This window comes from Pelomonas sp. Root1237, assembly GCF_001425055.1.
GTDB lineage: Bacteria > Pseudomonadota > Gammaproteobacteria > Burkholderiales > Burkholderiaceae_C > Pelomonas.
The window spans coordinates 277,983-303,559 of sequence record NZ_LMDK01000012.1; the positions used below are offsets into that span (position 1 = coordinate 277,983).

A 25,577-nucleotide genomic window follows, 5' to 3' on the forward strand; every position below is an offset into this window, starting at 1 on the left:
CATCGCCAGCGCGGGCCGGCTAGGGAGCGGCCCGGCGCTCGGCCCGCAAGCAACTGAGATGTACCTCGCTACATGACCTGGTTATTGCCCCGACTGCTGATGGCCCTCGTGGCCGCATTGATCGGGTTTGTCATTGGCGTGGTGGTTCGTACGACGACTGGCATCGACAGCCTGGGCCTTGGCATCGGTGTCGTCAGCGGCGTCGTGCTGACCCTGCTGGTCGACGCGGTGCGGGGCCATCGCCTGCTGAGCTGGCTGCGCGGCAACCAGCTCGAGAATGCGCCGCGCGACACCGGTTTGTGGGGCGAGGTCGGCTACCGCATCGAGCGCGCCGTGCGCGACCGCGATCGCAGCGTGGCGCGCGCCCGGCTGGAACTGGAGCAGTTCCTGTCCGCCATCGAGGCTTCGCCCAATGGCGTGCTGATGCTGGACCCGCAGGAGCAGATCGTCTGGTGCAACCGCGTTGCGGCCGACCATTTCTCGCTGGACCCGCAGCGCGACCTGCGCCAGCGCATTACCAATCTCGTGCGTGCGCCGGCCTTCGTCGCCTACCTGCAGGCCGGCAACTTTGCCGAATCCCTGGTGCTGGGCAATGGCCGCGGGCCGGGCACGCTGTCCATCATCGTGCGCGAATACGGCGAGGGCATGCGCCTGGTGTTGTCGCTGGACGTCACCGAACGCGTGCGCTCCGAAGCCATGCGGCGCGACTTCGTCGCCAATGTGTCGCACGAGATCCGCACGCCGCTGACCGTGCTGTCCGGTTTCATCGAGACCATGCACTCGCTGCCGCTGACGGCTGTCGAGCGCGAACGCGTGCTGGTGCTGATGAACCAGCAGACCCAGCGCATGCAGACCCTCGTGGCCGACCTGCTGACGCTGGCCCAGCTCGAAGGCAGTCCGCGCCCCGCGCCGGACCGCTGGGTGGGCCTGGATGGCCTGCTGCTGCGCATTGCCGCGGATGCCGAGGTGCTGTCGGCCGGGCGGCATCAATTGCACCTGAGGCCGGAGACCAACGTTGAGCTGGCCGGCATCGAGAGCGAGCTGCTCAGCGCCATCGCCAACCTCGTGACCAACGCCGTGCGCTACACGCCGGACAGCGGCGAGGTCGAGGTGGCCTGGCGGCTGCTCGAAGGCGGCAACGGCGAGCTGACCGTCATCGACACCGGCCTGGGTATTTCGCGCGAGCACATTCCGCGCCTGACCGAGCGCTTCTACCGCGTCGACGGCAGCCGCTCGCGCGAGACCGGTGGCACGGGCCTGGGCCTGTCCATCGTCAAGCATGTCATGCAGCGCCACGGCGGCGAGCTGATGATCCAGAGCGACGTTGGCAAGGGCTCGCGCTTTCGTCTCGTCTTCCCGGCCGCGCGCGTGCGCCAGGCCAGCGATTCGGCGCTGGGCGATGAGGCGGCTTTCAACGCAGCAGCCCTGTCAGATCATTGACGCTTCAAGAGGACCAGGCCGGCGCTGCCGCTGCGGTCCGTCGGTCGCTTCACCTGCGCAACGACCTGCCAGCCCTTGGGCGTCGGCTGGCCCGCGCTGATCACGGCGTGACTGCATCCTGATGCATTCAGGGGCCCGCGGCCTTTCACCTGCCAGCCGCCATGCCATTCCAGTGCCGCCAGCGTGGCGAGGTTCTGGCCCGTTGCGGCCAGGCAATTGGCATCGGCGGGCATGCGCGTCTTCAGCCGAGCCACCAGCGGCGCCAGGCTGCGCGCGTAGTCCAGCGGCGGCAGCAGCAGGCTCATGACGAGCAGCCAGCCCAGCGCCACGCCGCCGGCCGGCAGGGCCAGGCTCTTCCATAGCGCATGGCGATGGCGGGCTGTGCGCCAGCGCACCAGGGCCAGCCAGGACAGCGTCGCGGCGATGGCAAACAGCAGGGCCAGCGGGCTGAAGTGCGGCTCGAAGCCCTCGGCCAGCCGACGCAGATTGGCCATGGGCCGTGCCGGCCAACCGGTGTGCATGGACACGTAGTACAGCCAGCCGAACAGCGCCACCGCCGAAAAGATGAACACGCAGAACCAGTCCACTGCTGCCGAGACGCTGCGGCGCAGTGTGGGCAGCGCGAAGGCGGCCAGGATGGCCAGCGACGGCAAAGCCAGCAGCAGCGCCCGCTCGGAAGCGTCCATCAGAATGCAAGTGATCAGCGGCACCAGCAGTGCAATGGCGGGCACCGTGATGTGGCGGCGCAGGCCGTGGCGGCGCCAGCGCCACAGCGTCCACAAGGCCAGGGGCCCCGACGGCCAGCAGAACCAGGCCAGCAGGCTCAGCAACGAGGCGAACTGGATGCCGGGCAGGACACGCCAGGCCCAGCCATTGAAGACCCAGGCCGCCAGGACCGCCAGCGTCAGCGAGGCCAGCAGCCAGACCCGTTGGGCCTTGGCCTCGTCATGGCTGGAGCGGTGGTTCAGCAGCAGGCCGAGCAGGCCGAGGGCGCAAGCCACGGCGGGGGCACCGCTGGCGGCCAGCACGGGCAGGGCGAGCAGGATGGCGACCCGCGCACGGCCTCGCTTGAATGGTGCCGCGGCCAGGCCGTAAAGGTAGACCGAGACAGCCAGCAATTGCATCAGCTCGGGCGTCGTCTCATGGCCGAGCTGCAGCAGGCCGAGCGACGCCATCAGGGCAAGCAGGGCACCATCGGCCAAGGCCCGGGCGTAGTCGACGGCCTGTGCTTCGCCGCCGAAGGCAAAGGCCACCGGTTGGGCAGCCTCCGTGCGGGCGAGATGAAAGCAGGTGTACCAGACCGCCACCAACACGCCGACCAGCACAAAGGCATAAGGCAGGCGGGCGGCGACCGGTGCGTCCAGGAAGGGCAGGGCCTTGATGGCCAGCGCGCCCAGCCAGTAGGGCAAGGGGCCGCCCTCGGCCGGAATGCCGGCGATCGCCGGCTGCCACCAGGGCGCGTGGCCCTGGGCGATGCTGGCCATGAAACCGAAGCTGCTCAAGTCGGCATTGCGCCAGGGGTCGCGGCCGAACAGGCCGGGCAGCACATAGGCCGCGCACAGCAGCAGCAGGGCCAGGCGCGGCAGGCGCTCGACGCCGCGCTCGGCGACGATGGCGGGGGTGGGGAGATTCACGCGCTTAAGTTCGATGAAACCGGCCGGCATGATGCCGTCAAACGGCGGTCAAAAATGAAAAATGGCAGCCCATGCTGCCAAATGAGAAAAGGGCAGCGCGAATGCCGCGGCAAAACAAAAGGGCAGCCTGAGCTGCCCTTTGGTCGTTGGCGCGGCGAAACGCCGCCAAACCGATTACTTCTTGAGGTGCGAGAACTTGTTGCGGAACTTCTCGACGCGGCCGCCGAGGTTGTCGATGCTCTTTTGCGTACCCGTGTAGAAGGGGTGCGACTCGCTGGTGGTTTCCAGCTTCACCAGCGGCAGCTTCTTGCCGTCCAGCTCGATCATTTCCTTGGTCTGGACGGTGGAACGCGTCACGAACTGGAAACCGTTGGACTGGTCGACGAACACGACGTCGCGGTAGTTGGGGTGAATGCCGTCTTTCATGGGAACCTCTTGGCTAGGTCGGGAGCCACGCCGACGATGTCAATCGCTGGTCGGCGCACTTTCCGGGGGTGTCTGGGCGGAAAACCCGCGATTGTAGCGGGCTTCCCTGCGGTTTGGCTAGTTCGGGCTGAAAGTGCCCGCGCATGCGAGACATGCGCGGGCGTTTGACGGGCGTCGGACAGGACGCAGGTCCTGTCCTCGGTCCCGTCTCACTACCCGCCGCGCCGCATCATGTCGAAGAAGTCATGATTGTTCTTCGACGCCTTCATCTTCTCGAGGATGAACTCCATCGCCTCGATCTCGTCCATGTTGTAGAGCAGCTTGCGCAGGATCCAGCTCTTTTGCAGGATCTCGGGCTTGAGCAGCAATTCCTCGCGGCGCGTGCCGGACTTGTTGATCAGCAGCGAAGGGTAGACGCGCTTCTCGGCCATGCGGCGATCCAGGTGGATTTCGCAGTTGCCGGTGCCCTTGAACTCTTCGTAGATCACCTCGTCCATCTTGGAGCCGGTGTCGATCAGCGCGGTACCGATGATGGTCAGCGAGCCGCCTTCCTCGATGTTGCGCGCTGCGCCGAAGAAGCGCTTGGGGCGCTGCAGAGCATTGGCGTCCACGCCGCCGGTCAGCACCTTGCCGGAGCTGGGCAGCACGTTGTTGTAGGCACGGGCCAGGCGGGTGATCGAGTCCAGCAGGATGATCACGTCCTTCTTGAGCTCCACCAGGCGCTTGGCGCGCTCGATGACCATCTCGGCCACCTGCACGTGGCGGGCGGCCGGTTCGTCGAAGGTGGAGCTGATGACCTCGCCGCGCACGGTGCGGATCATCTCGGTCACTTCCTCGGGGCGCTCGTCGACGAGCAGCACGATGAGGTGGCAGTCCGGATGGTTGGCCACCAGCGCATGCGCCAGGCTCTTCATCATCTCGGTCTTGCCCGTCTTGGGCTGGGACACGATGAGGGCGCGCTGGCCTTTGCCGATGGGCGCCACCAGGTCGATGATGCGACCGGTGATGTTCTCTTCGCCCTTGAAGGCTTCACGCTCGAGCTTGAACTGCTCCTTGGGGAACAAGGGAGTCAGGTTCTCGAACATGATCTTGTTCTTGCTCTCCTCCGGCGTCTGGTTGTTGACGCGGTCAACCTTGACCAGAGCAAAGTAGCGTTCGCCATCCTTGGGCACGCGCACTTCGCCTTCCACCAGGTCACCGGTGTGCAGGTTGAAGCGGCGGATCTGGCTGGGCGACAGGTAGATGTCGTCCGTGGAGGCCATGTAGCTGGCCTCGATCGAGCGCAGGAAGCCGAAGCCGTCGGGGAGCACTTCGAGCACGCCATCGCCGAAGACCTGCTCGCCAGCCTTGGCGCGCTTCTTCATGATGGCGAACATCAGCTCCTGCTTGCGCAGGCGCGTGACGTTGTCGATCTCCAGCGCCTCGCCCATCTCGATGAGGGCGGAAACGTGGAGCGCTTTGAGTTCGGAAAGATGCATGGGTGAATACCCGTCAGGGGCCGCAGCGCCAGCCAAGGCGCAACGGCGATTCCACGGCCGCCCCAGAAAAGGATCGAATGGCTATCGCTCAAACGGCGAGCGACGCAGATTCGACAACTGACTCAGTGGTGGGAGGGGGAGCCGAGTCCACGCTGGCTGGGTGCTGAATTCGTATCCAGGAACCCGGGGCGTGTTGGCTTTGGCTGCTGCAGTGACCGCGCGGAGAGCGCCGGCAACACTGCAGCAGTTGGACGTGATTATAGGTTCGCGTCGAGGAAGGCCGTCAACTGGGCCTTGGAGAGGGCGCCGACCTTGGTCGCGGCGAGCTGGCCGTCCTTGAAAAGCATCAGTGTCGGAATGCCGCGGATGCCAAACTTGGCCGGCACTTCGCGGTTCTCGTCGACGTTCATCTTGGCGATCTGCAGCTTGTCACCGTAGCCGGTGGCGACCTCGTCCAGGATGGGCGCGATCATCTTGCAGGGGCCGCACCACTCGGCCCAATAGTCCACCAGCACGGGCTTGCCCGACTGGATGACGTCGGCGTCGAAGGACGCGTCGGAAACATGCTTGATCAATTCGCTGCTCATGGGAGGGTTCCTTGGCCTCAAAGGGTTGGCGGTCGCCGCAGTGGGCGCCGTCCGAATAGGCAAAATGATTGTGACATAGCCACTTTTGTCCGGACGGTCGCGAGGGTGACCGAAACGGTGGCAAACATGCGGGCGGGAGGCCTGCTTTACAAGTGCAACAAGCTTTGAATCTGGGCCTGGCGCCTGGCGAGGACAACGAAGCCTTCTGGCGCCGCGTCGCGGCTGTCAGTGCCGACTGGCTGGAAGGGCGAGGCGCGGCCGTGCGCGATGCCGTGCTGTTGCTGCCCTTTGCCCAGCAGATCGCGCCGGCGCGCCGCGCCTGGCTCGCCCACGGCGGCTGGCAGCCTCGCATCACGACCAGCCGCAGCCTGGCTTCGGCGCTGGGCCCCACGGCATTGGCCGCGCCTGACCAGCTCTCCGGCGACGCCGCCATCGACGCCTTCACCGCCGACCGGCTGCTGGCCGAGCAGAGCTGGGTCCAGCCCCTCAAGCGCAGCAGCCCGCGCGACTACCGTGTGGCGCTCGCCCGGCTCGTCGACACCGCCCACGCGCTGGCCCGCGCGGCCGCCCAGGTGCCGCCGATTGAGCGCCTTGCGTTCATGGACACCGCCCGGCAACGGCTTGCAGCCCTGGACGCCGGCCCCGGCCTGCTGGAGCGCGCACTGGCTCAGGTCGCGCTGGCCTGGGTGGCCTCCGACGAGCGCCGCCCGCCCACCGACACGCTGTTCGCGCTGCGCCCCAGCGCCTGGATCTGGCTGCGCGCCGGCGGGCCCGACCCGCTGGCCCAGGCGCTGCTGGCGGGCGACGTGCCGGCGCTGTGCCTGAACGCCGACCTGGACCTCGACCAAGCCTGGGCCGGTTTCACGCCTGCCGCGCGGGTGGAGGAGGCTGTCGCGCCGGATTTCGAGACGCTGGCCCAGCAGACCGCCACGGCCGTCGTCCAGCACCTCAACGCGGGCCGGCGGCCGGTGGCCTTGCTTGCGCAAGACCGCGTCGTCATTCGCCGCGTGCGGGCGCTGCTGGCGCGCCAGGGCGTGCCGATGCATGACGAGACCGGTTGGACGCTCGCGACCACGCCCGCCGCCGCCGCATTGATGGCCCTGCTGCGCGCCGCCCTGGCTGGTGGCGCAGTGGACGACTGGCTGGCCTGGCTGAAGTCCGCGCTGGCCACGGGTTGGGATGCCGAAGGACTGGCCGGCCTCGAATCCCGCTGCCGGCGCTTCGGCTGGCGCCAGGCAGCCCAGCTCGATGCAGCGACGCTGCCGCCGGCCGGCGGTGCGGCCTGGCAGCGGGCTCGGCGCCAACTGGAGCCGCTGGCCGGCGGCGCGCGCACGCTGGGTGGCTGGCTCGCTGCAATGAGCCAGGCGCTGAGCGGGCTGACGCCGCTGGCCGAGGTCGAGGGCGGCGAGGCCCTGCTGGAAACGCTGTGGATTTCGCGCAACCCCTGGGCCGGCAGCGCCCACGAGGCGGCTCTGGCGCAGACGCGGCTGCGGCCCGACGAGTTCCTGGCCTGGGTGGACGACACCCTGGAGGCGGCGCAGTTCGAGCCGACCGAAGAAGCGGGTGCGGTCGAGGTTGTCATCACGCCGTTGGCGCGGGCCATGCTTCGGCCCTTCGGCGCCGTCGTGCTGCCTGGCGCGGACGCCGCCACACTGGGGCCGGTGAACCCGCAAGCGGGTCTGCTGGCCGATGCCGACGCGGCGGCCCTGGGCTTGCCCAGCCTGGCCGAACGCCGCGAGGCCGAGGGCTTCAGTTTCGCGCAGCTGCTGCGCGCGCCGGTGCTGACGCTGCTGCGCTGCGCCTTCGCAGGCGCCGAGCCGTTGCCCGCCAGCCCGCTGCTGGAGCGGCTGGCCGGCGCGGCAGCGCGCAGCGGTCAGGGCCTGCATGAATGGCGCGACGGGCGTGAGCTTCTGACGCCGCCGGGCCAGCCCCAACACCGCGCTGCCGCTGATGCCGATGGCCGCTTGCCGGCGGCCCTGAGCGCCAGCGCCATCGACGCGCTGCGCAACTGCCCCTACCAGTTCTTCAGCCGCGTGCTGCTGGGCCTGCGCGAGGCCGACGAACTGGAGCAGGAGCCTGACAAACGCGACTACGGCACCTGGCTGCACGCGGTGCTGAAGCGCTTCCACGAGGCGCGCGGGGGGGGCGATGACGACGCCGCATTGCGCGCCGCGGCCGAGGCCGAGCTGGCGTGGCTGGACGCGGCGGACTTCCTGCCTTTCTCGGCCGCCTTCGAGCGGCTGCGCCCGCTGTATCTCGCCTGGCTGGTCGAGGCCGAGGCGGGTGGCCAGCGCTTCGCCGCCGGCGAGGTGGACCGCGACTGCCAACCATTCGATGCGCCACTGGACGCGCTGACGCTGCGCGGCCGCATCGACCGCATCGACGACGCTGCAGGCAAGACTTGGCTGCTTGACTACAAGACCGGCGATGCCAAGGGGTTGAAGGAAAAGCTGGCTGCGCCGCTGGAGGACACCCAGCTTGCCACCTACGCGTTGCTGATGGGCGCCGAGCCGGGGCTGCAGGCGGCCTATCTGGTGCTCGACGACGGCAAGGGCATTGCGCTGCTGCCGCATGCCGACGTCAGCAACACCGCGCTGGCACTGCGCGGCGGCCTGCAGGCCGACCTGATGGCCGTGCGCGATGGCGCGCCGCTGCCGGCGCTGGGCGAGGGCAAGGTCTGCGACTACTGCGAAGCTCGCGGCCTGTGCCGAAAGGATGATTGGGTATGAGCGCAGAACTCGCCTACTGGGCCGACGGCCTGCGCGTGCCGCGCGAGCACTTCTACGCGCTGGCCTGCGATCCTTCGCGCAGCATCGTCGTGGAGGCCTGTGCTGGCGCCGGCAAGACCTGGATGCTGGTGTCGCGCATCCTGCGTGCGCTACTGGCCGGCGCCGAACCGCAGCAGATCGTCGCCATCACCTTCACCCGCAAGGCCGCCGGCGAAATGCGCCAGCGCCTGGCCGAGTGGTTGGCCGAGTTTGCGCAGGCGCCCGATGCCAAGCAACTGGCTGCGCTTCGCCAACGCGGCGTGGCCGAGGCCGACGCGCCGATGCTGCGCCCGCGTCTGGCGGCCCTGCAGGCCGAACTGCTGCGCGGCGGCCGGGCTGTCGAGGTGCGCACCTTCCATGGCTGGTTCTCGCAGCTGCTGCGGGCCGCGCCGCTGGCCTTCCTGCAGGCCCAGGGCATTGCGCCCGAGCTGCAGCTCATCGAGGACGAAGAGGAGCTGATGCCGACGCTGTGGCGGCGCTTCCACGTCGCGGTGCTGGCAGACGAGGCGTTGCGCGCCGACTTCCAGGCGCTGACCCAGTCGCGCGGCCGCTTCAACCTGCGCGAGTGGTTGCTGGGCGCGTTCGCCAAGCGTGTGGAGTTGCGGCTGGCCGAGATGGCTGGCGTGCTGGAGGCCAGCCTGCCCGGTGCAGCGGATGTGCTGGGCACCACGCCGGAGCAGTTCTTCGAGCATCTGCGTGAACCGCTGAAGGCACTCGCCCGGCTGCTCGGCGCAGCCAAAGGCAAGAAGGCGCAGGAAGCGGCCGCGTCAATCGAACAGGCCGCCGATTTCGACGGCTGCTTCGCGGCGCTGTTCACCCTGAAGGGCGAACCGCGCAAGCTGGGCGTCGACCACCCGGACCTGGACGAGCTGTGCGATGAATTGCTGCATTTGCGCGCGGCAATAGCCCAGCAGCGCGCCGCCGACGAACACGCCGCGATGCGCCGCCTGGCCCTGGTGCTGGTGGACGCCTTCGAGGCCATCAAGCGCGAGCGCGGCCTGGTCGACATGAACGACCTGGAGCGCGGCGCGCTGGCCCTGCTGGCTGATGCGCAGACCGCTGGCTGGGTGCAGCAGCGCCTGGACGCCCAGGTGCGCCACCTGCTCATCGACGAGTTCCAGGACACCAGCCCGCTGCAATGGCAGGCGCTGCATGGCTGGCTCTCGGCCTATGCCGGCGCGGGCGCGGGCTCGCCGCTGTCCGTCTTCATCGTCGGCGACCCCAAGCAGAGCATCTACCGCTTCCGACGTGCCGACCCGCGCGTGTTCGCAGCGGCGCAGGGCTTCGTCTGCGACGGCCTCGCCGGCGTGCGCCTGGCCTGCGACCACACGCGGCGCAACGCGCCCGAGGTGCTGGCCGCCGTGAACGCCACTTTCGACAGCGCCCAGCGCGCCGGCACCTACCAGGGCTTTCGCGTGCACACGACCGAGGTGGCCGAAGTGGACGACCTGGCCGGCTTGTGGGCCCTCGACGCCGAGGTCATGGCGTCGCCCGCCCAGGCGGACGTTGACCCGCTGCGCTGGCGCCCCAGCCTGACCGAGCCCCGCCGCGAGGCCGAGATCAGCCGCCGCGCGCCCGAGTGTGAGCGGGTCTGCGGGGCAATAGTCGGGCTGCTGCAGGCCCGGCCTGAACTCAAGCCGGGCGACCTCTTCGTGCTGGCACGCAAGCGCGACCCGCTGCGCCAGCTCAGCGAGGCGCTGACGGCTGCCGGTGTGCCGCACGCAGCGCCCGAGGAGCAGCCGCTGGCCGGGCTGCCCGACGTGGCCGACCTGCTGGCGTTGTTGGACGTGCTGGCCTCGCCAGGGCACGACCTGTCGCTGGCCCGCGCGCTGCGTAGCCCGCTGTTCGGCGTCGATGAGGCCGACCTGCTGACGCTGGCCGAAGCCGCTGGTACAGCGCAGTGGCTGGGCCGTGCACCCGCCGAGCGGCGCTCCTGGTGGGCCGCGTTGCAAGGCCTGGCCGCGCCTAGCGCGGCGTTGGTGCGCGCTCGGCTTTTGCTGCGCGGCTGGGCCGAGCAGGCGCGCCAGCGCACGCCGCACGAGCTGCTGGACCGCATCGTCCACGAGGGCGAGCTGCTCATGCGCATCGCGGCGGCTGTGCCCGCAGCAGATGCAGCCGTGCGCCTGCAAAGCGTGCAGGCGCTGCTGCGTGCCGCGCTCGACCTGGATGGCGGCCGCTATGCCCAGCTCTACGGCTTCGTGCGCGCGCTGAAGAGCCGGCCCATCAAGTTCGTGCCGGCTGCTGCGCCGGACGCGGTGCAACTGCTGACCATCCATGGTGCCAAGGGCCTGGAGGCCGAGGTCGTCTTTTTGCTCGATGCCGACGCCGCGCCACCCAAGGCGGAGACGCTGGGCCTGCTGCTGGACTGGCCGGTGGGCCAGCCGGCGCCGCGGCGCGCGGCCTTCCTCGCCTCCGAAGCCAGGCCGCCGCCGTCATTGCAGGCATTGGTTGACGAGGAGCGTGCCGAGCGCGAACGCGAAGAGCTGAACGGCCTGTACGTTGCCCTGACGCGGGCGCGGCGTGCGGTGGTGCTCAGCCACACGCCGAGCCGCAGCCAGGCCACCAGCTGGTGGGACCGGCTGCAACCGCTGGCCCGCCGCTGGCCTCTTGCGATGACACCGGGCGGCCGGGCCAACACCGCGCCGCCAGCCATTGCGCCGCTGCCAAGCTGGCAACCTCCAGCAGCCGTGGCTGCACGTGATGGCACGGCCCGTGACGACCGCCTGGCCCGCGTGGGCGAGGCCTTGCACCGCGTGCTGGAGTGGGCCTCGGCAAGCGGCCAGACGCAGCCGCTGGTGGCGTTGATGGCCTCAGCCTCGCAGGCCTTCGGCCTGGACGCCAAGTCACGCGAGCAACTTGCCCAGGCGGCCCAGGCCATCCTGTCCAGCCCCGACTGCCGGCCCTTCTTCGACCCGGCCGAGCTGATCTGGGCCGGCAACGAGGTGGCCGTGGGGCAGGGCACGGAGGGTGAGAAGGACCAGCGCATCGACCGCCTCGTGCAGCGCCGCGATGGCTGCTGGTGGGTGCTGGACTACAAGCTCGGCGCCACGCCGGAGCGCGAGCCGGCCTATCTGGAGCAGATGCGCGGCTATGTCGCGGCAGTGCAAATGCTGCAGCCGGGCGAGCCCGTTAGAGCCGCTTTGATCAGCGGAACGGGGCGCTTCGTTCCTGTGAGCTAGAATGGCAGGCTTGTTCGGGGCGTAGCGCAGCCTGGTAGCGCATCTGCTTTGGGAGCAGAGGGTCGCGAGTTCGAATCCCGCCGCCCCGACCATCTACAACGGAGTGATTCCCTCAAGGAATCTTGTGAAAGGCCCGCCTCGTGAGAGGCGGGCCTTTTCCATTCCTGCTCGACTCGGCCTATTTGCGCGACCGCAGCGCCGTGCGCGCCTGCACAAAGTTGAACGCATACGACACCGCCTCGACGATCGCGTTGTCGATCTCCAGCCGTTCGTGCTCGGTCAGGTAGAAGCTGAAGTCCACCTCATGGCGGATGTAGCGCGGGGGCAGGCGGTTCAGTGCCACGCAGCAGACATCGCAGAGCAGGTCGTTGCTGGCCGCGATGTCGGGGTAGTCGGTGGACGAGTCCATGACCGCGCCGAAGACCTCGCGCTCATGGTGGTTGTAGAGGGAGCTGAAGTCGGCATTCATGGCGGGCCTCGTCAAGGACGGTGAATGCCGATTTATAGCCCCATCAGGCGGCGCCGATACCCGGGGTCATACCGGCAGCGGCAGTCTTTCTCGCCGAGACGAAATCCAGCATGCGGTTGATGCAGCCCTGCGCCTTCACGCGGATGGCTTCATCGACGTGGATCTGCGGCTCGCCGCTCTCCAGGCAGTCGACCAGGTTGGCCAGGCCGTTCATCGCCATCCAGGGGCAGTGGGCGCAGCTCTTGCACGTGGCGCTGTTGCCGGCCGTGGGCGCCTCAATCAGCAGCTTGCCCGGCGCCAGCTGGCGCATGCGGTGCAGGATGCCGTTGTCGGTGGCGACGATATAGGCGGGCGCCGTGCCTTCGACGACGGCCCTGATCAGCGCCGAGGTGGAGCCGACGACGTCGGCCTGCTCGACGACGCTCTTGGGTGATTCGGGGTGGACCAGGATCAGTGCACCCGGGTGCTGCTCGCGCAGCAGTTCCAGCTCCAGCCCCTTGAACTCGTCGTGGACGATGCAAGCGCCGTTCCACATCAGCATGTCGGCGCCGGTCTCTTCCTGGATGTAGCGGCCCAGATGCCGGTCCGGCGCCCAGAGGATCTTCTGGCCCCTGGCATGCAGGTCGGCCACGATCTCCAGCGCGCAGGAGCTGGTCACCATCCAGTCGGCACGGGCCTTCACGGCGGCGCTGGTGTTGGCGTAGACGACGACCTGGCGGTCCGGGTGGGCGTCGCAGAAGGCGGCGAATTCGTCCTCGGGGCAGCCCAGGTCCAGCGAGCAGGTGGCGTCCAGGTCGGGCATCAGCACACGCTTCTCGGGGCTGAGGATCTTGGCCGTCTCACCCATGAAGCGCACGCCGGCCACGACCAGGGTTTGTGCAGCGTGGTCGCGGCCGAAACGGGCCATCTCCAGCGAGTCGGACACGATGCCGCCGGTCTCCAGCGCCAGGTCCTGCAGCGCGCCGTCGACGTAGTAGTGGGCAACGAGGACGGCGTTGTGTTTTTGAAGCAGGGCCTTGGCGCGCTCGGTCAGCGCGCTGCGCTCGGGCGCTGTCAGCGGTGTGGGCACCTTGGCCCAGGCGTGGGCCGTCGAGCAGCTGCCGGTGGCATCCTGCTTGGTGAAATCGAACAAGACTTGATCCATGCCGAATCGTAGCCCGCCCGGGTTTACCCCTCCAGCCACTGGCGAAAAGCCGCGGCGCGCTCCTGGCTGATCAGCAGCTCGCCGTCCAGGGCCGGGCTGAGGGCGAGCTTCAGCCTTCCCTTGCCGGCGGGCGCAAAGCGTTGCACGGCGCCCGCGGCCACCAACAGCTGGCGGTTGGCGCGAAAGAAGCGCTGCGGCCCGAGCTCCTCCTCCAGCTCGCCCAAGGTGGGCTCGACCAGATAGCGCTCGCCGGCCTGGGTGACGGCGAAGCTGAGTTTGTCCACCGAGACGAAATAGGCGATGTCGGCCAGCTCCAGCGCGTGGAACTGCTGGCCGCCCTTGCGGCCGACGATGCGCTGGCGGCCGGCCGGGGGGCTCAGGCGCTGCAGCAGGCCGTCGAGCTGATGGTTCCAGCGCTCCTTGGCCTGGAGGTCGAAATGACTGCGCCATTGTTCGGCCTTGGCCAGGGCTTGGGCCAGCGCGGTGTCGGAGACGGGCTTGAGCAGATAGTCCACCGCCAGCGCCTGGAAGGCCTGCAGCGCGAACTGGTCATAGGCGGTCGTGAAGACCGTGGGCAGGGCCAGGCGGCGGTCGCGGAACAGCTCCAGCGACAGGCCGTCGGCGAGCTGAATGTCGAGCAGCAGCAGGTCGGGTGCGGGGTGGTCAGCGAGCCAGGCCAGCGTGCCTTGCACCGTGTCGCTGTGGCCCAGCACGCGGGCCTCAGGCGCGACGCGGGCCAGCGTGGCGGTCAGGCGCTCGCGCGCCGGGGGCTCGTCTTCGGCAATGAAGATCTTCATGGGCGGGCCAGCAGCGGAATGGAGACTTCGAACACGCCAGCCTCGGCGCGGCGTTCCAGCGCGCGGCCGGCCAGCAGGCGGCAGCGCTCGTCGAGGTTGGCCAGGCCCAGGCCTGAGGAGGGCAGGGCGCTGCGGCGCGGCTGCAGCGCGTTGCGGGCGTGCACGCGGTCGCCGTCCAGCGTGAAGCTGACGGTCAGCGACTGCGCGGCGCTGGCCTCGTTGTGCTTGATGGCGTTCTCCAGCAGCGTCTGCAGCGCCAGCGGCGGGATCAGCCACGAGCCGGTTTGCAAGGCCGGGTCCAGCTCCAGTGGCATGGCGGCGCCAAAGCGCAGGGCCAGCAGGCGGTGGTAGTGGCGCAGGAAGGCGAGCTCCTCGTCCAGCGGCACGAGGTCGCGCTGGCGGCTGTCCAGCACATAGCGGTAGATCTCGGCCAGGGTGTCGCTGAACTCGCGGGCGCTCTTCGCGTCGCTCTCGATCAGATGGCCCAGGGTGTTCAGGCTGTTGAACAGGAAATGCGGGTCGACCTGAGCCTTCAGCGCGCCAAGCTCGGCCTGCGTGCGGGCGCGCTCCAGGCGCTCCACACGCAGCATGTCCGACTCGCGCTCGCGGATCAGAAACATGGTCTCGTAGGCATGCGTCACGAACAGCACGCAGATGACGTTGGTGGCCACCACCAGCTTCAGCGCATTGGCGTCGACCGGCTGCCCAGCGACATGGAACCAGGCCCAGATGGCGGCCAGCGTCAGCGGTGCGGTGTAGAGCACATTGGCGCTGACCAGCATCAGGAGCTTGCGCAGCGGGTGGGCGAACCAGTTCAGGTGCTCGCGCTGCTTGAACAGCAGCCAGCGGTTGCCTGCCCAGATGGCAAAGGCCAGCGCGATGAAGCCGGCAAAGCCGACCCAGAAGCGCGCGTCGCCGGGGCCCAGTGGCCCATAGAGCCCAGTCAGCCAGGGGATGGCCAGCCCGAAGGCGAGCGAACCGCCGGCCATCAGCAGCCGGTCATCCAGGCGCGCCTGCATCGGCGGGTTCGGCGGCGATTTGAGCGGCAGTTTGTCGGCTTTGGGCGTGCTCATCTTCGACTTCGGCGCGCGACCGCTGTTGCCGGGGACGGGAGCGCCTCAGCATCGCCGCACCAACAACTTCAAGAGGGGTCTGCGATGGACGCAGTGCAATTCAACTTCCCGGCGGTCATTGTGGCGGCCTTGTCGAGCTTCCTGATCGGCGGGCTCTGGTACTCGCCCATCCTGTTCGCCAAGGCCTGGATGGCCGAGGCGGGCCTGAGCGAGGCCCAGGCCAAGCAGGCCAGCCCGGCCAAGGTCTTCGGCCTGTCGGCGCTGGCCTCGCTGGTGATGGCCTTCAACCTGGCGGCCTTCCTCGGCGCCAAGGCGAGCCTGAGCTTCGGCCTGTTCGCCGGCTTGGCCACCGGCCTGGGCTGGGTGGCCATGAGCCTGGGCGTGATCTACCTGTTCGAGCAGCGCTCGCTCAAGCTCTGGCTCATCAACAGCGGCTACCAGGTGGTGGCCTACACGGTGATGGGCGCCATCCTCGGCGCCTGGCATTGAAGCCGGATCGCTTGCGCCTTCCTAGGGCAGCCGCAGCCGGTCGCCTTCACCAACCCGCACCGTGTTCGGCGGCTCGCTGCCGAAGCGATAGGTCACGCTGAGCAGCTTGCGGCGGCCGGGCGCGGGGTCGAAGCCGAACAGCTCGTTGCGCACCTCGGTCTCGAAGCGGTCGCCGCGGACTTGGCCGCGCAGGGCCTGGGTCACGTCGGTCCAGCGGCCGTCGGCGCCGTAGCTGGCGCTGTCGATGACGAGTCGGCCGCTGCCGGGCCGCACCGGGCCCTGGTCGCCGCCGCCGCGGTGGTCGCGGCCCCAGTCGCCGCGGCCCCAGCCGACGAACTGGTTGCCGTCGATGGTGCCGTACTCGCGGTACTCGAAGACGCGCTCCTGGCCGCCACGGTCGCGGGCAAAGATGCGCAGGATCTTGGTCTTTCCGGGAAACGGGTCAACACCGAAGAGTTCATTGGTCAACCGCACGCGTTGGTCGCGCCGCGCCAGTTCGCGCAGGCGGTCGGTGACGTCCACGTCGCGGCCATCGGCGCCATAGGTGGCGTAGAGGATGGTGAACTCGCCGTCGTCGTGGCGGTCGCCGCCCGGGCTGTTGCCGCCCCCTTGCCAACCGCCCGACCCGCCGGACTCGCCCCAGTTGCCGCGGCCCCAGCCGATGAACCTGTTGCCGTCGACCCAGTCGCGTTCACGGAATTCGAAGGTGCGTTCACGCCCCTGGCGGTCGCGGGCAAAGATGCGCAGCGTCTTGGTGCGCCCAGGCTCGGGGTCGACGCCGAAGAGGTCGTTGCTCAAGCGAAAGCGCCGGTCCTGGCGGGCCAGCTCGCGCAGGCGGCCGGTCACGTCCACGTGGTTGTGCTCGGTGCCGTAGCGGGCATGCAGGATGACGAACTCGCCGTCATCGTCGGCCCAGGCGGGCCCGGTGATGGCAGTGGCCAGGGCTGCACCCAGGCCCAGTGTCCATTGGCCCAATTGGCGGCGTTTCATGGCGATCCCCTCGTTGTTGGTCTTGGCCGGGCATGGTCGCACGGCCAAGGGTTCAACGCGAGGACGGCCCGGCGCGAGGACGCCGGGCTTCGCCGGTTGTAAGGGCGGGTAAACCGCGCGATCAGCGGCCCCAGTCGCCGCGGCGCCAACCAGTGAACTGGCTGCCATCCACCCAGCTGCCCTCGGCGTACGCGAAGCTGCGCTGCTGGCCATTGGGGTCGCGCGCAATGATGATCAACCGCTTGTCGCGGCCCGGGTCGGGGTCGACGCCGAAGGTGTCGTTGCCCATGCGGAAGCGCTCGTCGCGGCGTGCCAGTTCGCGCAGCCGCCCGGTCACGTCCACCTCGCGGCCGGGGGTGCCGTAGTTGGCGTGCAGGATGGTGTAGCTGCCGTCATCGTGGCGGTCGCGATAGGGGTTGCCGGCCCAGCCACCGTTGTAGTTCGGTTCGCCCCAGCGGCCCGCGCCCCAGGCGGTGAATTGCCCGCCGTCAATCCATGCGCGCTCGGGGTAGTCAAAGCGGCGTTCGCGGCCTTGGCTGTCGCGGGCGTAGATGCGCAGGTATTTGTCGCGGCCGGGGTCGGGGTCCACGCCGAACAGGTCGTTGGTCAGCCGCACGCGGCGGTCACGGCGGGCCAGCTGGCGCAGCTGGTCGGTCACATCGACATGGTTGCGGTCCGTGCCGTAGCGAGCTTGCAGGATGACGAACTCGCCGTCGTCATCGCCGCGCTGTGCCAGAGCGGGCAACGAGAGCCCGGCCAGCAAGGTGGCCGCGCCGAGAACGTAGTGGCGTCGAATCATGGTGTCTGTCTCCGAAGTTATGGAGGCAACCATGCTTGCACTGCCACTGCGGCGCTCAAGTCGGATAGGAGGAAGTCCCGCTGCGGGCGGCCACCGTCAGACGCCGGCCGGTTTCCCGCCCAACAGGTACTCCCGCGCCAGTGCCCGGGCGCGATGCAACCGGCTCTTCACGTTCGGCCGCGTGAGGCCGGTGCGGGCGGCGATTTCCTCGATGGTCAGCTCCTCAAGGTCGCGCAGCAGCATGACCTCGAGGTAGTGGGACGGCAGCGACTCCAGCGCCGCCACCAGTTCCCGCCGCAGGCCCACTTCGTCGCGCACGACCAGCCACTGCTCCAGCTTTTCCTCGTCATACGGGTCATAGCGCAGCGTGAGCCGGCCCAGGCGCCGGCATTCGCGCTGCACCAGGCGGATCAACCAGCCCGAGAAAGCCGCCAGCACGCGCAGCGACGGCAGCTTGCGGCTGACGATGAGCAGGGCCTCCTGCACCGCGTCATCGACGTCGCTGAGCAGGCAGTGCTGCTGGGCATAACGGCGGACGTCGGGCCGGGAGATCTTCAGCAATTGCTCCAGTGCCCGCGGATCGCCGCCGTGCGCGGCCGCGAGCAGGGGCTGGTGTTGTGGGGCCAGGGCCATGTCAGTGCTGCCCGGCTGCTACTTCAACTTGCGGCCAATCATGGCGCAAGCCGGGCAGAAACCGAACAGCCCGGATGCCACCAACCCGGCCGCCCCGCCAGCCACCAGCCAGCCGCCCATGCCGCCCAACAGCAGCAGCCCCAGGGCCGCGGCCACCAGGCCCGCCGCCACGCGCACGGCGCGCTCGCCGTTCGGAACGTTTTTCACATAGATCATGGTTCGACTCTCAAGTGTTCGAGGACAGCCCTCGGTCACTAAGAGGGAGCCAGGTCGCGATCGGATTCGCGGCCGGTCAAAAATATTTTGTCCTGGCGGACCCTGACAGATGCTCGCGCAGCGCTGGCCGCTAGCGCAGGAAGTCCATGGCACCGTACTCCCAGCCCCATGGCACGCCGGTCTCGCCGAGGATGAAGCGCACGAGCTGCGGAAAGGCCCGCTCGGCGCGCACGTCGTTGGCCAGGATGACGACGCAGCGCCTGCTCGGTTTCACGCAGACCCAGGTGTTGCCGGTGCTGTCGTCATGGCCGCCCTTGTAGAAGCCCGGCCCCTGCGGGCCTTCAAAGACGATGACGCCCAGACCTGCGGTGAGGTCGGCTCGGCGCCTGGCCGGTGGCAGTTCGGGTTGCAATGTCGGGAACTGGGTGGCCGTCGTGATGGGCAACTGGGGCGCCGTCAGCGCGGCGGCACTCTCGGCCGACAGGCCGACGCCGCGGACGTAGCCGGACGCCATGCGGGCCATGTCGGCAATGGTCGTGTCCATGGAACCGGCCACGCGCACCTTGCTGCGTTCGGCGTGCGGCACCACGCGGCCGTCGGCCGTCCAGCCGTCGGCCAGGTTGGGCCTGAAGTCGGCGCGCCACTTCAGGCTGGTGCGTGTCATGCTAAACGGCGTGAACACGCGGCGCTGCACCTCGGCGCCCACGTCCAGACCCAGGCCGCGCTCCAGCACGAACTGCAGCAGGATGAGCCCTTCGCCGGAGTACGCGTAGCGTGAGCCGGGGTCGAAGTGAATGCGCAGCCGGCGGTCGGGCTCCAGGAAGGCGAAGTTGGCGAAGCCGCTGCTGTGCGTCAGCAGCATGCGAGCGGTCAGCTGGCGCCAGCGGTTGTCGCCCGCCAAGTGCTGCCACGAATAGGGCGTCAAGAAGCCGGCGTACTCCGGCAGCGGCCGGTCCAGGTAGCCTGCCAGTGGCCGGTCCAAATCGAGTTTTCCCTCCTCGACCAGCTGCATGGCCCAGTAGGCGAACACCGCCTTGGTCAACGAGGCGCCGTACATGACGGTGTCGGTCAGCAGCGGCTCGCCCGCCGCATTGCGCTTGCCGTAGGCGCCGACATGCACGACCTGGCCGTCGTCGATGACGGCCACGGCCAGGCCCTGGGCCTGGCTGGTGGCCATCAGCCGCGCGGCCTCGGCGTCGATGGCGTCGCTGCGCGGTATCCCGGGCGGGGCGGCCGCGGCCAGCAGGGGCAGGGCGATCAGCAAAGCGGCAAGACGGGCAGAGCGCATGGTTCCTCCTGGGCGCCAGCCTAACGGCACCCGCGGGCGCGTGGCGAGGCCGCCGCCGCTGCTGTTGTAATCGGTGCGCCATCTTTGCTGCCGCCCATGAACCTGCTCGAACTGATTGCCCCCACCCCCGACGTCGCCGACGAGCTGCTGCGCTTCGAAACGGACAACCGCGCCTTCTTCGAGACCCGCATCAACTCACGGCCGCCCGGCTTCTACTCACACGAGGGCGTTGGTGCCGCCATTGCGCTGGCCGAGCGCGAGGCTGCCGAGGACAAGGGCTACCAGTTCCTCGTGCGTACCGTGGCCGGCGAGCTGGTGGGCCGCGTGAACCTGATCGGCGTGAAGCGTGCTCATTTTCAGATGGCTGAGCTGGGCTATCGCATGGCCGAGTCGGCCTGCGGCCGGGGCTATGCCAGCGAGGCCGTCCGGCTGGTGCTGGCCAAGGCCTTTGGCGAGCTGGGCTTGATGCGCGTGGAGGCCAACGCACGCGTCGGCAACGGCGGCTCGGTGAAGGTGCTGCTGCGCAATGGCTTTCGCCAGTTCGGCCATTCGCTGCGCAGCTTCGAGCTCGGCGGCGTCTGGCACGACCGGCTTCACTTCGAGCGGCACGCCGACTAAGGCAGGCGGCGTAGCGTCTTCTGCAGCGGCACCAAAAGCCGTTCGCGCTGGGCGGCGTCGGTGACGTCCAGCACGCCGGCCAGCAGCGGCCACAGGAACTCCCGCAGATTGTGCAGATCGATCAGCGCGGTCTCGTCCCAGGCTTTGGCTGCCTTCAACGGCTGCAGCAGCCGGTCCAGCCAGGCCTGCACGGCGGCTTCGTCGGGTTGGAGCCTGAGCTGCAATTGCAACGCGGCGCGCGCCAGGCGCTGGCCCTCGCCGAAGCGGTAGGCATGCCCGTGGTCGGCCAGCACCTGGCTGCTGACGGCGTCCAGAAGTTGTTGGCGCTGCGCCGCGCTCAGCGCCTCGTTCATGCCGAGCTGCAGGGCCAAATCGGCACCGTGGGCCACGCCGTGGCGCCAGCCCTCGCCGGGGGTGAAGCCGCGGTAGTCGCGCACGCTGCTGAGGAAGCGTGCGGCATGCACGACGAGCTCGCCGCGCTGCTCGGTGGTCATGAAGGGCTTGAGGCGGTCGGCCCGTGCCACTTCGGCGAGAGTCAGCACCGCAAAGGGCTGGTGCACGCCGGCGCCATCGGGCTTGGCGTCCAGCACGGCGACGAGGTCGGTGCGCATGCGCTGCAGTGTGGCGGCTTCCAGCTTGCCGCCGCGCGCCCATGCGGAGAGCTGCTCGAAGGCAATGTCGTCGCGCAGCTGGAAGTCGGGATGTCCCAGGCAGGGTAGCAGAGCGATGGCCTGCTGCTGGATGCGCGCTGGGTCGGTTTCGGTCTTCAAGTCGACGGGCGGCGCGCAGGTCTGGGCGGCGACGCCCACGCTCAGCGTGGACAGCAACAGGCAGATGCGGACGGACGCGGTCTTCATGGAGGCACAGTAGCGCACGATGTGGCCCGCGGGCGAAAAGTCACCGCTGCTGACGACAATGCCCCGCATGGAAGATGACTTGGTGGATACGCTGCGGCGTCTGGAAGTCGAACTGCATCACCCCGGCGTGCGCCTGGACGAAGCGCGGTTGCAAGCCCTGCTGCACGCGGATTTTCACGAGGTCGGCCGTTCCGGCCGGGCCTATGACCGACCTACCATCCTGCGTTTCCTGGCCGAGCAGGGCCGCAGAGACGAGGGTCCGCCGAGTGTCGAGCCCGATCAATTCGCCGTGCGGCCCCTCGGCCCTTCGGCGGCGCTGCTGACCTATCGTGCTGCGCACCGCCAGCCGGACGGATCGCTCACGCGGCACACGCTGCGCTCCTCGGTCTGGGTGCGCGAGGGCGAGGCCTGGCAGATGCTCTACCACCAGGGCACCGCGGCCGAGACTTCCTGGTAAGACTCAGGCCGTCGGGTAGGTGCCCGGCACCAGGATGTCGCGCGTCACGTTGGTGAGCTGCGTGTGGCCGCAGAAGGCCATGGTCACGTCCAGCTCCTTGTGCAGGATGGCCAGCGCCTTGGCCACGCCTTCCTCGCCCATCGCACCCAGGCCATAAGCCATGGCGCGGCCGATCATCGTGCCGCGGGCGCCCAGGGCCCAGGCCTTGAGCACGTCCTGGCCGGAGCGGATACCGCCGTCCATCCACACTTCCGTCTGCGAACCCACCTCGGCCGCGATGGCGGGCAGCGCGTGGATGCTGCTGGGCGCGCCATCGAGCTGGCGGCCACCGTGGTTGCTGACGACGATGGCGTCGGCCCCCGCCAGCACGGCGAGCTTGGCGTCTTCCACGTCCATGATGCCCTTGAGGATGAGCTTGCCACCCCATTGCTCCTTGACCCAGGCGATGTCGGCCCAGCTCAGGCGCGGGTCGAACTGCTCGTTGGTCCAGGCCGAGAGGGACCGCATGTCGCTGACGCCCTTCACATGACCCACGAGGTTGCGGAAGGTGTGGCGCTTCGTGCCGGCCATGCCCAGGCACCAGCGTGGCTTGGTCATCAGGTTGATGATGTTGGCCAGCGTCGGCCGCGGCGGCGCGGTGAGGCCGTTCTTCAGGTCCTTGTGGCGCTGGCCGATGACCTGCAGGTCCAGCGTCAGCACCAGGGCCGAGCACTTGGCGGCCTTGCAGCGGTCGATCATGCGGGCCATGGCCTCGCGGTCGCGCATCATGTAGAGCTGGAACCAGAACGGCGCCGAGGTGTTCTCGGCGATGTCCTCGATGGAGCAGATGCTCATCGTGCTGAGCGTGAACGGGATGCCGAACTTCTCGGCCGCGCGCGCCGCGTGGATCTCGCCGTCGGCGTGCTGCATGCCCGTCAGCCCCACGGGGGCGATGGCCACGGGCATCTTGGCCTGCTGGCCCACCATCTTCACGGCCGTGCTGCGGCCTTCCATGTTGACGGCCACGCGCTGGCGCAGCTTGATGGCCTGGAAGTCGCTCTCGTTAGCGCGGTAGGTCGTCTCCGTCCAGGAGCCGGAATCGGCGTAGTCGTAGAACATGCGCGGCACTCGCTTCTCGGCGAGTTGGCGCAGGTCTTCGATGCAGGTGATGACGGGCATGGCGGACTGGTCGGAGTGAGGCCGCGATGCTAGGCCCGCACCGCACCGGTCGCCCCGGAAAAAAACTCAGCCGGGTCGAGAGGAGTTTTCCGCTTCGAGCGCGCGGCAATGCGCATGCAGCCACTCGGCGAAGGCCTCGGATGCCGGGCTGGCGCGGTGGCGAATGAGGCCGTAGTGGCGCTCGGCCGGCACGGTCAGCGCAAACGGCTGGACGAGGCGGCCTTCGGCCAGCTCGTGGCGGGCGAGGCTGAGCCGGGCCAGTGCCACGCCCTGGCCGGCCAGGGCCGCGGCCAGCGTCAGGCCCAGGTCGACGAAGCGCGGGCCTTCGTCCGGCTCGGGCACGTCGCCCAGGCCGGCGGCGCGCAGCCAGGGCGCCCAGGGCTGCAGCGGCGTGCGCAGCAGCGGCAGGGCGAGCAGGTCGGCCGGCTCGCGCAGCGGTTCGTGGCGGGCCAGCAGGGCGGGTGCGGCCAGCGGCGTGAGGCGGTCGCGCAGCAGCACCTGGGCGGGCGCGATGTCGTCCGGCACGGCGCCGTGGCGGATCTCCAGGTCCGCCCCCGCGTCGCCCTCGGCCAGCAGCGGGACTGACAGCGTCAGCTCCAACTCCACCTCGGGGTGGGCGGCCGTGAAGCCGGGTAGCGCGGGCACCAGCAACTGGCGTGCAAAGGTGGGCGTGGACGTCACGCGCAGACGCTCGCGCTGCTGGCTGGCGCGCTGGTGCAGCGGCATGGCCTGCAGCAGGGCCAGGGCCTGGCGTACCTGGGGCAGGTACTCGTGGCCGGCGGAGGTCAGGGTCAGGCCCTTGGCGGGTTGACGCAGGAACAGGGGCTGGCCCAGCCGCTCCTCCAGCCCGGCCACGCGCTTGGCGACGGCGCTGGCCGTCAGCGCGAGTTCGGCGGCGGCGGCCTCGAAGCCGCCCGTGCGGACCACGGCCTCGAAGGCGAGCAGAGCGTCGAGCGAGGGCAGGCGGATGGCGCGCGAGGACATGGGGTCATCCTACCCAGCCACCCCCGGAGCAGGCGAGGGGATGCGGTGCGTCAGAAGTTGATCGTCGTCGGCCCGGCGTCGCGCGACGGCCGGCGCAGGTATTGGCCCAAGGTGCCGGCCATCGCCGCCACGACACCCGCGGCCAGCCGCAGGGCTTGGGGCCTCGCAGCATTTGCGTGACCAAGCCTGGGTGTATCGCCAGGCTGCGCGATGGCGTGCACCAGCGCCAACTCCTGCTGGCGCTCCTGCACGAGGAAGAACATGCGGTTCGGGTCGGCAAAGCGCTGCGCCAGCGCGCGAACCGCCTTCAGCTCGTGGCTGCGTACCCGCACACCTTGCGGGCTCAAGGTGCAGCCCAGGGCACGGCTGCGCAGGTAGAGCGACTTGGCCGCCAGCCGGTCGGGCAGGCAGCCCACGCCGGCGTACAGGCAGTTGGCGAGGTTGAAGGTGGCCTCGGCGTGGCCCATGGCCGCCGCCGTCACGTAGGCCGACAGGCCCGCCGTCTCGTCGACCGGCCCGCCCCGGCCGGTCATCAGCGCCCGCCCGAGCTGGAAGCGCCCGATGGCGCTGCGCCGGGACGCGGACTGCTCCAGCACCCGCCGCGCCTGCGCCGGGTCCGCGGCCATGCCCAGCCCTTCCAGCTGGCACAGCCCCAGCATGGCGAGCCCGTCCTTGTCGCCGCTGTCTGCCGCGGCACGGAACCAGCCCACCGCGCGCTCATAGTCCGGCGGGTTGGCATGGAACAGGGCCATGCCGTGCTGGAGTGGGTCTACGGGCTGCGCGTTGAGGGCCATGGGCGGGGTCGGCCCCAGGTTGAGGATATTCATGCAGCAGGCGGGCGTTGGAGGTCGATATTGCGACCTGGTTTGGGCGGCCCGAGCGGTGCTCAGGCGCCCGGCAAGGCGTATCCCTGAATTGTTGGTGGGCCGGGCAGCAGGGCAGGGCTGCGCGGCGTGCAGTAATGCTGCAAATTGCCGCAAACCGAGGCGCTCGGCGAGAATTTCAAGGCTTCAGCGGCGGGCCGGCCACCCTGCGCCGGCCGCCACCACAACGCGAACTCCGCCCGACACCATGAGCTTTTCAGTCCTCGCCAAATACGCCATGGAACTGCCTGGCGCCACGCAGGACATCAAATGGGGCGCCGACTGGGTGGCCAGCGTCGGCGGCAAGATGTTCTTCGTCGGCGGGCCACACCCCGGCAAGTGGACGCATTGCAGCTTCAAGGTCGACGAGCACCGCTTCCTGGAGCTGACCGGTGTGCCCGGCATCGCGCCCGCACCTTACGCGGCGCGGTATCACTGGGTGGCGGTGGAGGATGCGAAGGCGCTGCCCTTGTCGGAACTCAAGGCACTGGTGAAGCGCTCGCATGAGCTGGTGGCTGCCAAGCTGCCGAAGAAGCTGCAGCTGAGCCTCGGCCTGGCCGAGTAGGTCCGGGCCGAGAGCGTGCACCGCGTGACTCGCGCATTGGGCGCCAGCGAAACGCTCAGCTGGATTGGGCGCGCCACACCAGAACGGGCACTTCGGTGTGTGCAAGCACGCGCTGGGTCTCGCTACCGAGCAGCAGCCCGGTCAAGCCCTTGCGGCCATGCGAAGCCATCACGATCAGGTCGCACTGCAGGCGCTTGGCGACACTGCAGATGGCGTCATGGGGATGGTCGTTCTGTTCCATCAAGGTCTCGCAGGGCACCTTCGCTTCGTTCGCCACGCCGCTGACAAACTTGAGGTAAAGGTCCGCGTGGGCCCGCACGTCTGTCGCGAACTGATCGCGCGAACCCTCCAACTCAGACGCTCGATAGGTCAGCACATGAAAGGCAGGCGTGGCGTAGAACGCCGTCACCCGCGCGCCGGAAAGCCTTGCCAACTCGACGCCATGAAAGACCGCTTGCTCGGAGAACCGAGACCCATCGGTCGGAAGCAGGATGTGCTTGAACATGATGCACCTCTGGCTAGAAGCCGGGCACTCGCACGTCAGAGCAGGCCTAGCATCACCTGCCCAGGTGACCCGACCGGACCCGGCTTGCGGGCAGGTCGTCTGCGACGATAGTACGCCGCGGCGGGCAACTTGGGTGGGCTCTTCGGTATCTTGGCTGACC

Annotated in this window: 25 protein-coding genes and 1 tRNA gene; 8 read left to right on the forward strand and 18 right to left on the reverse strand. The window is 69.1% G+C overall.

The annotated features are described in order from the left end of the window. Positions 1–72: 72 nt before the first annotated feature. Positions 73–1,440 carry a phosphate regulon sensor histidine kinase PhoR gene (phoR, locus tag ASC91_RS09190; RefSeq protein ID WP_082532552.1) on the forward strand — a complete coding sequence of 456 codons (1,368 nt, stop codon included), beginning with the start codon at positions 73–75 and terminating at the stop codon, positions 1,438–1,440. Here phoR and ASC91_RS09195 read toward each other — a convergent pair. The 4 genes from ASC91_RS09195 to trxA form a co-directional block, all read right to left on the reverse strand. After that, on the reverse strand, positions 1,434–3,074 hold the full coding sequence (locus ASC91_RS09195; RefSeq protein ID WP_056197166.1) for a hypothetical protein: 1,641 nt from the start codon (positions 3,072–3,074) through the stop codon (positions 1,434–1,436). The genes phoR and ASC91_RS09195 overlap by 7 nt on opposite strands. Positions 3,075–3,248: 174 nt before the next feature. Next, positions 3,249–3,500: a type B 50S ribosomal protein L31 gene (locus ASC91_RS09200; protein ID WP_056195481.1), complete on the reverse strand. Its 252-nt coding sequence runs from the start codon at positions 3,498–3,500 to the stop codon at positions 3,249–3,251. A 212-nt stretch (positions 3,501–3,712) separates the two neighbouring features. Continuing rightward, the gene (gene rho / locus ASC91_RS09205; protein WP_056195484.1) at positions 3,713–4,978 is read right to left on the reverse strand and encodes a transcription termination factor Rho; all 1,266 of its coding nucleotides are present in this window, start codon (positions 4,976–4,978) and stop codon (positions 3,713–3,715) included. A 257-nt stretch (positions 4,979–5,235) separates the two neighbouring features. Beyond that, on the reverse strand, positions 5,236–5,565 hold the full coding sequence (trxA, locus tag ASC91_RS09210; protein WP_056195487.1) for a thioredoxin TrxA: 330 nt from the start codon (positions 5,563–5,565) through the stop codon (positions 5,236–5,238). A gap of 164 nt (positions 5,566–5,729) precedes the next feature. Between trxA and ASC91_RS09215 the strand changes: the two genes are divergently transcribed. From ASC91_RS09215 to ASC91_RS09225, 3 genes are all read left to right on the forward strand, one after another. Next, a complete protein-coding gene (locus ASC91_RS09215) occupies positions 5,730–8,294 on the forward strand; it encodes a PD-(D/E)XK nuclease family protein (RefSeq protein WP_056195490.1) in 2,565 nt (854 codons plus the stop codon). Beyond that, on the forward strand, positions 8,291–11,512 hold the full coding sequence (locus tag ASC91_RS09220; RefSeq protein ID WP_056195493.1) for an exodeoxyribonuclease V subunit beta: 3,222 nt from the start codon (positions 8,291–8,293) through the stop codon (positions 11,510–11,512). Before ASC91_RS09215 ends, ASC91_RS09220 begins: the two co-directional genes overlap by 4 nt. 15 nt (positions 11,513–11,527) lie before the next feature. Then, positions 11,528–11,604: transfer RNA gene (locus ASC91_RS09225), tRNA-Pro, on the forward strand. A gap of 86 nt (positions 11,605–11,690) precedes the next feature. Here the strand turns inward: ASC91_RS09225 and ASC91_RS09230 are convergent. From ASC91_RS09230 to ASC91_RS09245, 4 genes are read right to left on the reverse strand one after another with little or no spacing between them, the layout of a single operon-like run. Continuing rightward, positions 11,691–11,981: a late competence development ComFB family protein gene (locus ASC91_RS09230; protein WP_056195496.1), complete on the reverse strand. Its 291-nt coding sequence runs from the start codon at positions 11,979–11,981 to the stop codon at positions 11,691–11,693. Between the two features lie 43 nt (positions 11,982–12,024). Continuing rightward, positions 12,025–13,125 carry a quinolinate synthase NadA gene (gene nadA / locus ASC91_RS09235; RefSeq protein ID WP_056195499.1) on the reverse strand — a complete coding sequence of 367 codons (1,101 nt, stop codon included), beginning with the start codon at positions 13,123–13,125 and terminating at the stop codon, positions 12,025–12,027. Between the two features lie 23 nt (positions 13,126–13,148). Beyond that, positions 13,149–13,922 (reverse strand): LytTR family DNA-binding domain-containing protein, encoded by a 774-nt coding sequence (locus ASC91_RS09240; protein WP_056195502.1) that lies wholly within the window; start codon positions 13,920–13,922, stop codon positions 13,149–13,151. Then, on the reverse strand, positions 13,919–14,995 hold the full coding sequence (locus tag ASC91_RS09245; RefSeq protein ID WP_056195504.1) for a sensor histidine kinase: 1,077 nt from the start codon (positions 14,993–14,995) through the stop codon (positions 13,919–13,921). Before ASC91_RS09245 ends, ASC91_RS09240 begins: the two co-directional genes overlap by 4 nt. 84 nt (positions 14,996–15,079) lie before the next feature. On the opposite strand from ASC91_RS09245, the gene ASC91_RS09250 reads away from it, so the two are divergent. Beyond that, positions 15,080–15,484, forward strand: a complete 405-nt coding sequence (locus ASC91_RS09250) for a DUF1761 domain-containing protein (RefSeq protein WP_056195506.1) — start codon at positions 15,080–15,082, stop codon at positions 15,482–15,484. 21 nt (positions 15,485–15,505) lie between these two features. Here the strand turns inward: ASC91_RS09250 and ASC91_RS09255 are convergent, their stop codons facing one another. From ASC91_RS09255 to ASC91_RS09275, 5 genes are all read right to left on the reverse strand, one after another. Beyond that, positions 15,506–16,474 (reverse strand): hypothetical protein, encoded by a 969-nt coding sequence (locus ASC91_RS09255; RefSeq protein ID WP_157281382.1) that lies wholly within the window; start codon positions 16,472–16,474, stop codon positions 15,506–15,508. Between the two features lie 121 nt (positions 16,475–16,595). Continuing rightward, positions 16,596–17,273 (reverse strand): hypothetical protein, encoded by a 678-nt coding sequence (locus ASC91_RS09260; protein ID WP_056195512.1) that lies wholly within the window; start codon positions 17,271–17,273, stop codon positions 16,596–16,598. A gap of 96 nt (positions 17,274–17,369) precedes the next feature. Further along, a complete protein-coding gene (locus ASC91_RS09265; RefSeq protein ID WP_056195515.1) occupies positions 17,370–17,906 on the reverse strand; it encodes an RNA polymerase sigma factor in 537 nt (178 codons plus the stop codon). Between the two features lie 18 nt (positions 17,907–17,924). Then, positions 17,925–18,122: a YgaP-like transmembrane domain gene (locus ASC91_RS09270; RefSeq protein WP_056195517.1), complete on the reverse strand. Its 198-nt coding sequence runs from the start codon at positions 18,120–18,122 to the stop codon at positions 17,925–17,927. Between the two features lie 130 nt (positions 18,123–18,252). Then, entirely contained in the window at positions 18,253–19,410 is a 1,158-nt protein-coding gene (locus tag ASC91_RS09275; protein ID WP_056195521.1) for a serine hydrolase, read from the reverse strand. A 96-nt stretch (positions 19,411–19,506) separates the two neighbouring features. Here ASC91_RS09275 and ASC91_RS09280 point away from each other — a divergent pair, with 96 nt between their 5' ends. Further along, entirely contained in the window at positions 19,507–20,028 is a 522-nt protein-coding gene (locus tag ASC91_RS09280; RefSeq protein ID WP_056195524.1) for a GNAT family N-acetyltransferase, read from the forward strand. Here the strand turns inward: ASC91_RS09280 and ASC91_RS09285 are convergent. Then, entirely contained in the window at positions 20,025–20,954 is a 930-nt protein-coding gene (locus ASC91_RS09285; protein ID WP_082532554.1) for a DUF2785 domain-containing protein, read from the reverse strand. The two genes, ASC91_RS09280 and ASC91_RS09285, sit on opposite strands and share 4 nt — an antisense overlap. On the opposite strand from ASC91_RS09285, the gene ASC91_RS09290 reads away from it, so the two are divergent. Next, positions 20,953–21,342: a DUF4440 domain-containing protein gene (locus tag ASC91_RS09290; protein ID WP_235531916.1), complete on the forward strand. Its 390-nt coding sequence runs from the start codon at positions 20,953–20,955 to the stop codon at positions 21,340–21,342. The genes ASC91_RS09285 and ASC91_RS09290 overlap by 2 nt on opposite strands. Positions 21,343–21,345: 3 nt before the next feature. On the opposite strand, the gene ASC91_RS09295 is transcribed toward ASC91_RS09290, so the two are convergent. The 3 genes from ASC91_RS09295 to ASC91_RS09305 all read right to left on the reverse strand — a co-directional run bounded on the left by ASC91_RS09295 (position 21,346) and on the right by ASC91_RS09305 (position 24,311). Beyond that, on the reverse strand, positions 21,346–22,500 hold the full coding sequence (locus ASC91_RS09295; protein WP_056195533.1) for an alpha-hydroxy acid oxidase: 1,155 nt from the start codon (positions 22,498–22,500) through the stop codon (positions 21,346–21,348). Between the two features lie 66 nt (positions 22,501–22,566). Further along, positions 22,567–23,484, reverse strand: coding sequence for a LysR substrate-binding domain-containing protein (locus ASC91_RS09300; protein WP_056195537.1), 918 nt, complete (start codon positions 23,482–23,484; stop codon positions 22,567–22,569). A gap of 50 nt (positions 23,485–23,534) precedes the next feature. Then, positions 23,535–24,311, reverse strand: coding sequence for a tetratricopeptide repeat protein (locus tag ASC91_RS09305; RefSeq protein WP_157281385.1), 777 nt, complete (start codon positions 24,309–24,311; stop codon positions 23,535–23,537). Positions 24,312–24,555: 244 nt separating this feature from the next. Here ASC91_RS09305 and ASC91_RS09310 point away from each other — a divergent pair, with 244 nt between their 5' ends. Beyond that, entirely contained in the window at positions 24,556–24,912 is a 357-nt protein-coding gene (locus ASC91_RS09310) for an MmcQ/YjbR family DNA-binding protein (RefSeq protein ID WP_056195542.1), read from the forward strand. A 55-nt stretch (positions 24,913–24,967) separates the two neighbouring features. Here ASC91_RS09310 and ASC91_RS09315 read toward each other — a convergent pair whose 3' ends face one another. Next, the gene (locus tag ASC91_RS09315) at positions 24,968–25,417 is read right to left on the reverse strand and encodes a universal stress protein (protein WP_056195544.1); all 450 of its coding nucleotides are present in this window, start codon (positions 25,415–25,417) and stop codon (positions 24,968–24,970) included. Positions 25,418–25,577 lie beyond the last annotated feature (160 nt).

Excerpts from the sequence above, each read along its gene's own strand:
- ASC91_RS09285 (WP_082532554.1), bottom strand. The coding sequence starts at position 20,954 with ATGCGGGGCATTGTCGTCAGCAGCGGTGACTTTTCGCCCGCGGGCCAC.
- nadA (WP_056195499.1), bottom strand. The coding sequence starts at position 13,125 with ATGGATCAAGTCTTGTTCGATTTCACCAAGCAGGATGCCACCGGCAGC.
- ASC91_RS09305 (WP_157281385.1), bottom strand. The coding sequence starts at position 24,311 with ATGAATATCCTCAACCTGGGGCCGACCCCGCCCATGGCCCTCAACGCG.
- ASC91_RS09280 (WP_056195524.1), top strand. The coding sequence starts at position 19,507 with ATGAACCTGCTCGAACTGATTGCCCCCACCCCCGACGTCGCCGACGAG.
- ASC91_RS09250 (WP_056195506.1), top strand. The coding sequence starts at position 15,080 with ATGGACGCAGTGCAATTCAACTTCCCGGCGGTCATTGTGGCGGCCTTG.
- ASC91_RS09310 (WP_056195542.1), top strand. The coding sequence starts at position 24,556 with ATGAGCTTTTCAGTCCTCGCCAAATACGCCATGGAACTGCCTGGCGCC.
- ASC91_RS09260 (WP_056195512.1), bottom strand. The coding sequence starts at position 17,273 with ATGATTCGACGCCACTACGTTCTCGGCGCGGCCACCTTGCTGGCCGGG.
- ASC91_RS09315 (WP_056195544.1), bottom strand. The coding sequence starts at position 25,417 with ATGTTCAAGCACATCCTGCTTCCGACCGATGGGTCTCGGTTCTCCGAG.
- ASC91_RS09245 (WP_056195504.1), bottom strand. The coding sequence starts at position 14,995 with ATGAGCACGCCCAAAGCCGACAAACTGCCGCTCAAATCGCCGCCGAAC.
- ASC91_RS09295 (WP_056195533.1), bottom strand. The coding sequence starts at position 22,500 with ATGCCCGTCATCACCTGCATCGAAGACCTGCGCCAACTCGCCGAGAAG.
- ASC91_RS09230 (WP_056195496.1), bottom strand. The coding sequence starts at position 11,981 with ATGAATGCCGACTTCAGCTCCCTCTACAACCACCATGAGCGCGAGGTC.
- ASC91_RS09255 (WP_157281382.1), bottom strand. The coding sequence starts at position 16,474 with ATGAAACGCCGCCAATTGGGCCAATGGACACTGGGCCTGGGTGCAGCC.
- ASC91_RS09220 (WP_056195493.1), top strand. The coding sequence starts at position 8,291 with ATGAGCGCAGAACTCGCCTACTGGGCCGACGGCCTGCGCGTGCCGCGC.
- ASC91_RS09300 (WP_056195537.1), bottom strand. The coding sequence starts at position 23,484 with ATGTCCTCGCGCGCCATCCGCCTGCCCTCGCTCGACGCTCTGCTCGCC.
- ASC91_RS09275 (WP_056195521.1), bottom strand. The coding sequence starts at position 19,410 with ATGCGCTCTGCCCGTCTTGCCGCTTTGCTGATCGCCCTGCCCCTGCTG.
- phoR (WP_082532552.1), top strand. The coding sequence starts at position 73 with ATGACCTGGTTATTGCCCCGACTGCTGATGGCCCTCGTGGCCGCATTG.
- rho (WP_056195484.1), bottom strand. The coding sequence starts at position 4,978 with ATGCATCTTTCCGAACTCAAAGCGCTCCACGTTTCCGCCCTCATCGAG.
- ASC91_RS09265 (WP_056195515.1), bottom strand. The coding sequence starts at position 17,906 with ATGGCCCTGGCCCCACAACACCAGCCCCTGCTCGCGGCCGCGCACGGC.
- ASC91_RS09200 (WP_056195481.1), bottom strand. The coding sequence starts at position 3,500 with ATGAAAGACGGCATTCACCCCAACTACCGCGACGTCGTGTTCGTCGAC.
- ASC91_RS09290 (WP_235531916.1), top strand. The coding sequence starts at position 20,953 with ATGGAAGATGACTTGGTGGATACGCTGCGGCGTCTGGAAGTCGAACTG.
- trxA (WP_056195487.1), bottom strand. The coding sequence starts at position 5,565 with ATGAGCAGCGAATTGATCAAGCATGTTTCCGACGCGTCCTTCGACGCC.
- ASC91_RS09240 (WP_056195502.1), bottom strand. The coding sequence starts at position 13,922 with ATGAAGATCTTCATTGCCGAAGACGAGCCCCCGGCGCGCGAGCGCCTG.
- ASC91_RS09270 (WP_056195517.1), bottom strand. The coding sequence starts at position 18,122 with ATGATCTATGTGAAAAACGTTCCGAACGGCGAGCGCGCCGTGCGCGTG.